Here is a 7951-nt window from a genome sequence, read left to right as displayed (position 1 = left end):
ATTTGTGTATAAGAGACAGGCATCGTTGCAGGCTTTTTCATTTCTTACTCTGGTTGCTTAAATCCGTTCTTCAAAGCGCTGTTTATCTTTTAATCCAATTACTTAGAACACGAACCAATAGCTCAATATTTTCGTGACCCTACTTCGCGTTTTGACCACGCGCATTCATTCGCTCGGCTGAGTTGGGATTCATTTCACAGATTATTCATGAAGCGAACCTAGACTGAAAAAATTCCATCGACCCCGTTCGACCTACAACGCTAGGCACAATAAAAACTAGGTACTACAGCACCTCTAGGACATTCCATGAAGAAGAACTTACTTGCCATTGCTCTTGGTAGCGTGATTGCGCTGACTGCTGCCCCATACTCTATCGCGGCTAACGATGCTGCAGTCCAATCTTCCGCCGATTACTCACAGATCGTCACTAAACGTCAGGTTGTCGACCAACTGCTGAATGACGCGGTACAAGCATTCAAATCCCCTGCGCGTATCTCGCATGCGGGTTTTACCGCCAAAATGCCGAGCAACATGGAGATTGTTACCGACCGCTTATTAGAAGCGTACAAACTTGAGCCGTACCGTACTGACCTACTGATTTCTGCGGCAAACGCGCAGATCTACAACAAGAATGCTGACCGCGCGATTGAACTGTTTGAACAAGCCCTTTCTGTCGCGCCAGACGATGTGGATTTGCACGCTTACTTAGCAGTGTGGCAACGCTTTGAGGGCAACCAAGCGGAATCAGCAAAACACATGGCGACGCTCACTAAACTCAATGCAGGTAAAGCGGCAGATACCCAACGCATCTTCGACACCGTAGACCGCGTGCTTGCCACGCCACTAAAAGAGAAAGCCGACAAAGGCAAATTGGATGACAAAGGCGCAATCGTCACGTTGGGATACGCGCTGAACCCAGATGGTTCGATGCACCAGATCTTGGTTGAGCGTTTGGAAACCACGCTAGCCATGGCGAAAGCAAACCCAGACGCGTTGATCGTATTGACGGGCGGCGTACCGAAGAACCACAAAACCGAAGGCAAGTTAATGGCGGATTGGCTGATTGAAAAAGGCATCAGCAAAGATCGCATCATTGAAGAAAACTACGCCACTAGCACGGTAGGTAACGCCCTATTCAGCAGCTACGCATTGGCGCGTCATAACATCAAACACGCGACCATCATAAGCTCAGCGAGCCACGTGCGCCGTGGTCAAACCTTGTTTGAAATCGCAAGCTGGCAAATTGGACCACAAGGCATCACTTTCGACACAGTGAGCTATCCAGACAAGCCACTGAAAGACTTAGCCAAAGCCAGCGATAGTGAGCTGCTTGGTATCTACCGCGATGCACTGCGTACTTACGGCATGTGGAGCTACCGCTCCTACCCGTTAGAGTCGCGTTAATACACTAGACCCAGAAAGCAAAAGAGACCGCGTTAATGCGGTCTCTCATAGAGTCATTTGAACATGATGCAGTGGTCAATCAATGCGTTTTGTAAGTTTTGTTTGTCACTCAGAATCACTAGAGCATAGATAGTATTTTTGTCACCAATTCGGTAAAGCAGCTTGAATCCATCAAAGCTAAATTGCCGGATGTCGTAAACACCGATTGTTGTCAGTTCATAACAAGGCGGATAGATAGACGGGTTATTCAAAACGTTGTGTTCAAACCTCTGCTGAACCGCAATTAATCTATCAATCACATCGTTGCGAGCGCTCCAGTTCGATAAATAGTTAATACTCTGAATAGCCGTATTTTCAAAGGTTTGTGTATAGAGAACTTTTGCTTCCATGCTCGTATCAAACTCAATCTTTGAGTGCTGCTAACGTGCTCTTCATATCTTCCGATGACTTTACACGTTCATTCGCAACATCATTTTGAGCAAAGCTAACAAACTTCATTAAAGCAATGGCTTCATCACGCTTCTGACGTTCTTCATAAGACTCAACGACATAAATAGGCTTACCATTTTGCGTAATCGTCATTGGTTCATCCAGTTCAAGCTTCGCAGCATTCTTTTTTAGATAACTTACCGTTTCAGTACTCATCACATGACTCCTATCGGCAACCCCGCTGATGTAACAACAAGCGAAACCAGCCGAGCTATACTGCAGGTTTGACCGAAATATTTGAATCCATAGAAAGTGCTAATCACATTCTATTTTTCGTTTAGATTTTGACCTAATCTTGCCAACTATACCTGTGCATTTCGAACAAACCAAATTAAGTTTAAATTTAGACTCCTACTTCAAATATAGAAAAAGCCTGCGTACTTGCAGGCTTTCTTGTCTTTGTGCAGTGATAAGAACCGCTTAAATTGCTTCGCCGTTTACCGTTACTGCCACATCAATGTTGCCACGAACTGCGTTTGAATATGGGCAAACTTGATGTGCAATGCGCGTTAGCTCTAGCGCTTGTTCTTGTGGCATGTCTAGCTCTACCGCTAGGCTCACTGTTAGTGCAAAGCCACCGTTGTCGTTCGGGCCGATGCCCACTTCTGCCGTTACGGGTGCACTTTTCAGGTTTACTTTACCTTCACGCGCTACGTGCAGAATCGCGTTAGAAAAACATGCTGAATAGCCCGCTGCAAAAAGCTGTTCTGGGTTAGTTGCTGCGCCTGTGCCGCCCATTTCCTTCGGGTATGACAGCTCTAGATCGAGAAGGCCGTCATCAGTTTTTACTTGACCATTACGACCAGCCAAAGCGGTAGCTTGAGTTTTGTATAGAGTAGTCATGCGAGTGTCCTTCTTAACTTAAGTTGTGCGCAATTTAATTGCTTGCAATCTTATATCGAAGTGAAGATAGCTTGCAACTATATTGTGCACAATTTATTTTATAACTCTCTTTCTCTGTAAGCAGGTAGGCAACACCAATGAGCCAGTGTTACACCGACAACACCATGACCGACGACGATAAACTCTTACTCGAAAACCAAGTTTGCTTCCCGCTCTACAGCGCAGCAAATGCAGTGATCCGAGCTTACCGCCCGTTGCTGGACGAGCTTGATCTGACTTATTCGCAGTACTTAGTGATGATGGTACTGTGGGAAAAAGACGGTGCCAGCGTAAAAGAATTGGGGTCTCAACTGCATTTGGACTCAGGCACACTCACGCCGCTACTTAAACGCTTAGAAGCAAAAGGCTATGTAGAGCGTGGGCGCAGTGAAACCGATGAACGCGTTCGCGTACTCAACCTAACAGAACAAGGTCATGACCTTAAAGAACAAGCCAAGTCAGTGCCAAACGCCATGATGTGTAAAATCACCTTAGAGTTGGATGAAATGATCATGCTGAAGAAGTTGTGCGGCAAAGTGCTCGACAATCTGGGCTAACAAGATAGAAGCATCCGCTTCCCCACTTCCTATTAGAAAGAGCCTGCCGAGATGGAGGCTCTTTCGATCTTAGCTAGAAGATCTACTCAAAGTAATCATCGGTATTCTCTATTACTAATCTGCGTTCATCTTCAATAAAACCTGTCAAAGCAAACTCACTTACATCGGATTTCCCTATCAAGTGAAATAGGAAATGGCTATCAATAGGATAGCTACAAGCGATTTTCCTTAAACACACTCCGATGAGAATATACTTTCCGAAAGCAACAACAGCTCAGCTTAAAACATTCAAAGGAAAGTAAATTATGATTAATACTCAAATCAAACCATTTGCAGCTACAGCGTACAAAAACGGCGAATTCGTTGAAGTAACAGAACAAGACGTTCTAGGTAAATGGGCAGTATTCTTCTTCTACCCAGCAGACTTTACGTTTGTATGTCCAACAGAACTGGGCGACCTAGCAGACCACTACGAAGAGCTACAAAAACGTGGCGTAGAAGTTTACTCAGTATCAACTGACACACACTTCACTCACAAAGCATGGCACGACAGCTCAGACACAATCGGTAAGATTCAGTACTACATGCTTGGCGACCAAACAGGCAACATCACAAACAACTTCGGTGTGATGCGTGAAGGTCAAGGTCTTGCAGACCGTGCGACGTTCCTAATCGACCCAGAAGGTACTATCCAAGCAATGGAAATCACTGCTGAAGGTATCGGTCGTGATGCAGAAGACCTACTACGCAAAGTGAAAGCAGCTCAATACGTAGCAGCGCACCCAGGCGAAGTTTGCCCAGCTAAATGGAAAGAAGGTGAAGAGACACTAGCTCCATCACTAGACCTAGTTGGCAAAATCTAAGCCACTGAAATTTAAGTTCTAATCAGTTCCCGATTTCCTTTTTCTGATTAGAACTGAATTAGAGAGCACTTCAGGTTAGATACCTTGACGACCTTCTGCCTGATTTGCTCTCTCCCCCTCAGGTTTTATCTACAGTAACCACTTTTTATTACCTATCTGAATAAGTAGGTGTGCAGTAATTGCGTAGAAAAAATCGTTTAGAACCAGGCATAGATTTTCGATAGCTAGTTCCCCTAACTACAAAATCTATAACGCAGTTATCAACGATTTTGGCTAGCAAGAATGAACAAATACTTGTTTTGATTGGTAACTATTTAATTAAGGTAGTAACAACTATGTTAGACCAAGCGATCCAACAACAACTCAAACAATATCTGGCTAATGTAAAAGAAGAAGTTCGTTTAGTGGTTAGTCTAGATGAAAGCAAAGCATCGAATGACATTTTGTCTCTAGCGAACCAAATCGCAGAGATGAGCGACCTAATCACCGTTGAACGTGACGACAACGCAAGCGCACGTAAACCAGTGATGGCGGTAACTAACCCAGCAAAAGGCACAGCACTACGCTTTGCAGGCTTGCCAATGGGTCACGAATTTACCTCTCTAGTATTGGCACTGCTTCATTCTGGCGGTCACCCAATCAAACTAGAACCAGAAGTGATTGAGCAAATCGCAGCACTAGACAAAGATCTAGACGTAGAAATCTTCATTTCACTGTCGTGTCAAAACTGTCCGGACGTGGTTCAAGCGTTCAACATGATGGCGGCGATCAACCCGAAAGTAAAAGCAACCATGATCGACGGTGGTTTGTTCCAAGATGAAGTGAAACAACGCGACATCATGGCTGTACCAAGTGTATTCGTGAACGGTGAGCTATTCGGTCAAGGTCGTATGTCTCTGACTGAAATCCTAAACAAAGTGGATGATGGCGCGAGCGAGAAAGCGGCGAAAGCACTGAGCGAAAAAGACCCATATGACGTACTTGTTGTTGGCGGTGGCCCTGGTGGTAGCGCAGCTGCTCTGTACGCTGCTCGTAAAGGTATTCGTACTGGTGTTGTTGCTAAGCGTTTTGGTGGTCAGGTTATGGACACCATGGCAATCGAGAACTTCATTTCGGTAAAACGCACTGAAGGTCCAAAACTGGCAACAGACCTAGCAGAACACCTAAAAGAATACGACGTAGACGTAGTGACTGAGCAACAAGCTGAGAAGCTAATGGGCGCAACACACACAGAAGACGGTTTGATTCACATCCAACTTGAAAGCGGCGCAACGCTGAAGAGTAAGAGTGTCATCCTAAGCCCTGGTGCACGCTGGCGTGAAATGAACGTTCCGGGTGAGCAAGAGTATCGCAACAAAGGTGTCGCGTACTGCCCACACTGTGACGGTCCACTGTTCAAAGGCAAGAAAACTGCGGTTATCGGTGGTGGTAACTCAGGCATCGAAGCAGCTATCGACCTTGCTGGTATCGTAGAACACGTAACGGTTCTTGAATTTGCAGACGTACTTCGCGCAGACCAAGTGCTTATCGACAAAGCGAACTCACTACCAAACGTAGACATCATCACGATGGCGCAAACAACAGAAGTAGTGGGTGACGGTACTCGCGTAACAAGCTTGAAGTACAAAGACCGCAACACAGATGAAATCAAAGAGATTGAACTGTCAGGTATCTTTGTTCAAATCGGTCTGGTACCAAACACAGAATGGCTAAAAGATTCAGAAGTAGCGCTATCTGAGCGCGGCGAAATTGAAGTCGGCAGCCGTGGCGATACTAGCCTAGAAGGTGTCTTCGCAGCTGGTGACGCAACAACCGTTCCTTACAAACAGATCATCATTGCGATGGGTGAAGGTGCAAAAGCAAGCTTAGGCGCATTTGACTACCTAATCCGTAAGCAAGGTTAATCTCCAATTTCTTGAGCACAAAGCGCACGGTGCTGTGTTTTCTTCCCCGGAAAACCAATCGGGGCACCGTGACAGCGATGAGTAACAAGAAATAAAATCAAAAAACCTAGAAGCCCAAAGACTTTGCCAGCAGGTATTAACTGCTGGCTTTTTTGGTTTTTGGGGATTATCTCTGTCTCATGTGTATTAACTTTACTATAAGCTGATACTCAGCCTATCTTGCATATTTTTTAGGTGCATTTTCGTAGCCTCGCAAGAAAAGTTAGAGTTCGATAAACCATAGTTTCTAGAGTACTTTCTCATTTTTCTTACATACCAAAACTCTACTGTCTCCATAGGTAATATATAGTGCTCAAGAAAATCACTCATTCGATGGGAGTAACCTAACTCTAAATCATATATAGCTTTTTGATTGACTTCGTAATTAACATTAATAAATGTTGATTCTATGTCATTTCTCATTGCTGATTTTAGATTTAATATAGAGACTCTAACATCAGGGAAAAGGTGGAGTTCATCCTTACTTAACAAGTCATCTATAATATAATTCAGAACCATTATACAAATACAAAGGTAGTCATTCACGGATATGTGAGACTTTCCTGTAAGCGCTCTCCTCATTTTTATACGTTTTATCATGAGAGACTGAATGTATTGGTCACCAAATATTACCGTAGATTCAACCGGTTTTTCGCAGTTGGAACGAAGGTATCTATTCAAATTCAACTCAAAATTATACCTATCTATAGCTTGAGAGAAAAAGTCTTCATTTCCTAAGGCATATAGCATAGATTTTTTTATCGTTTGTATATAAGAAACAGAGATACCTATGCTGTCACTATATCTTTTCTTTTTAATCTCATCAGGCAGGCGAATTATTACAAAATCAAAAAAACAGGCCGCAAATACAGATGAAAAAATCGAATATAACAATGGATCATCACTTGGTGAAAAATAGTTAAGTATAAAAATTGAAAGAAACATCAATGATATTGTAATTACATTTCTTGCTTCTATACTTCTAATTACAAAAAATAGAGATAGGATACTATCAAAAGCGCCACCTTTTATTTTTGTTCTCAATATATACTTACAATGCAAATTTACGTACTTAGTTGTGAGGTATATATACACACCATACGGTGAGGGCGATTCACATTCAAAAACCTCCCAACAAATAAGCTTAAAAGCTAAAAGCAATAAGAGCGGGATAGACAGAAGCAGAGGTGCTTTTACAAAAGAAAGCAGGAAGAAAAGTACCACTAAGTTCAAAAGTATCAGTAGTAGTAAAATTTTTTGTTTCATGTAAAACAATATGTTGCCGCAGTAGAAAAGAACATTATCTACCTTATTCGAAAATATGCTAGGAAATTGTACGCATATTCAGGTGCTTTAGAAACAGTTCCTGAAGAATCACTTCGACAATTACAAACACAGCCCCAAAGCAGAAAAGAATAACCCTCCCCCTTGATAACCGCATTCAAATGCTTGGCAAACCATGCCGAGAAAAGGGGGAGTTGGAGGGGGTTGCAAGCACATAACCCAACGTTAAGCCTCAAACCACCAACCCCACCTAACCTCCCCTTGTATCAAACTCCGAAGCTCTCAATACTCCGATCTCAAAGGGGAGGGACTGGTTTAGTGTTCGCAGATAGTTCAGTTCGCAATGTGACATCACAACACGCGGAAAACAGATTCAGAATACTCGCTTAGGCTCCTTCAGAATGACGGTGGGAAAGCCTGATCTCACAGCAGCGAAGAATAACCCTCCCCCTTGATAACCATATTCAAATGCATGGCAAACCATGTCGAGAAAAGGGGGAGTTGGAGGGGGTTGTAAGCACATACCCCC

The 7951-nt window shown here is 43.6% G+C and carries 8 protein-coding genes; 4 read left to right on the top strand and 4 right to left on the bottom strand.

Translation table 11 applies throughout. The annotated features are described in order from the left end of the window. The first annotated feature begins 306 nt into the window (after positions 1 to 306). A complete protein-coding gene (locus tag BCT11_RS27465) occupies positions 307 to 1404 on the top strand; it encodes a YdcF family protein (protein ID WP_102389957.1) in 1098 nt (365 codons plus the stop codon). 53 nt (positions 1405 to 1457) lie between these two features. Here BCT11_RS27465 and BCT11_RS27460 read toward each other — a convergent pair whose 3' ends face one another. The 3 genes from BCT11_RS27460 to BCT11_RS27450 all read right to left on the bottom strand — a co-directional run bounded on the left by BCT11_RS27460 (position 1458) and on the right by BCT11_RS27450 (position 2736). After that, a complete protein-coding gene (locus BCT11_RS27460; protein WP_020195558.1) occupies positions 1458 to 1793 on the bottom strand; it encodes a type II toxin-antitoxin system RelE/ParE family toxin in 336 nt (111 codons plus the stop codon). Positions 1794 to 1806: 13 nt separating this feature from the next. Further along, a complete protein-coding gene (locus BCT11_RS27455; RefSeq protein WP_005383516.1) occupies positions 1807 to 2049 on the bottom strand; it encodes a type II toxin-antitoxin system Phd/YefM family antitoxin in 243 nt (80 codons plus the stop codon). A 264-nt stretch (positions 2050 to 2313) separates the two neighbouring features. Beyond that, complete coding sequence (locus BCT11_RS27450) at positions 2314 to 2736, bottom strand: organic hydroperoxide resistance protein (protein ID WP_005374640.1); 423 nt, start codon at positions 2734 to 2736, stop codon at positions 2314 to 2316. Between the two features lie 137 nt (positions 2737 to 2873). Between BCT11_RS27450 and BCT11_RS27445 the strand changes: the two genes are divergently transcribed. The 3 genes from BCT11_RS27445 to ahpF all read left to right on the top strand — a co-directional run bounded on the left by BCT11_RS27445 (position 2874) and on the right by ahpF (position 6099). Further along, the gene (locus BCT11_RS27445; RefSeq protein WP_102389955.1) at positions 2874 to 3332 is read left to right on the top strand and encodes a MarR family transcriptional regulator; all 459 of its coding nucleotides are present in this window, start codon (positions 2874 to 2876) and stop codon (positions 3330 to 3332) included. A gap of 305 nt (positions 3333 to 3637) precedes the next feature. After that, positions 3638 to 4195 (top strand): alkyl hydroperoxide reductase subunit C, encoded by a 558-nt coding sequence (ahpC, locus tag BCT11_RS27440; RefSeq protein WP_005374632.1) that lies wholly within the window; start codon positions 3638 to 3640, stop codon positions 4193 to 4195. 335 nt (positions 4196 to 4530) lie between these two features. Then, positions 4531 to 6099, top strand: coding sequence for an alkyl hydroperoxide reductase subunit F (gene ahpF / locus BCT11_RS27435; protein WP_102389953.1), 1569 nt, complete (start codon positions 4531 to 4533; stop codon positions 6097 to 6099). Positions 6100 to 6294: 195 nt separating this feature from the next. Here the strand turns inward: ahpF and BCT11_RS27430 are convergent, their stop codons facing one another. Then, a complete protein-coding gene (locus tag BCT11_RS27430; RefSeq protein ID WP_133152166.1) occupies positions 6295 to 7182 on the bottom strand; it encodes a hypothetical protein in 888 nt (295 codons plus the stop codon). Positions 7183 to 7951: the final 769 nt, after the last annotated feature.

The organism is Vibrio sp. 10N.222.52.B12 (genome assembly GCF_002875385.1).
Lineage (GTDB): Bacteria > Pseudomonadota > Gammaproteobacteria > Enterobacterales > Vibrionaceae > Vibrio > Vibrio jasicida.
This window is presented reverse-complemented; position numbering and strand designations above follow the sequence as displayed.

What these genes read in the sequence shown, in the direction of transcription:
- ahpF (WP_102389953.1), top strand. Translation starts at nt 4,531, where the DNA reads ATGTTAGACCAAGCGATCCAACAACAACTCAAACAATATCTGGCTAAT.
- BCT11_RS27455 (WP_005383516.1), bottom strand. Translation starts at nt 2,049, where the DNA reads ATGAGTACTGAAACGGTAAGTTATCTAAAAAAGAATGCTGCGAAGCTT.
- BCT11_RS27460 (WP_020195558.1), bottom strand. Translation starts at nt 1,793, where the DNA reads ATGGAAGCAAAAGTTCTCTATACACAAACCTTTGAAAATACGGCTATT.
- BCT11_RS27450 (WP_005374640.1), bottom strand. Translation starts at nt 2,736, where the DNA reads ATGACTACTCTATACAAAACTCAAGCTACCGCTTTGGCTGGTCGTAAT.
- ahpC (WP_005374632.1), top strand. Translation starts at nt 3,638, where the DNA reads ATGATTAATACTCAAATCAAACCATTTGCAGCTACAGCGTACAAAAAC.
- BCT11_RS27465 (WP_102389957.1), top strand. Translation starts at nt 307, where the DNA reads ATGAAGAAGAACTTACTTGCCATTGCTCTTGGTAGCGTGATTGCGCTG.
- BCT11_RS27445 (WP_102389955.1), top strand. Translation starts at nt 2,874, where the DNA reads ATGAGCCAGTGTTACACCGACAACACCATGACCGACGACGATAAACTC.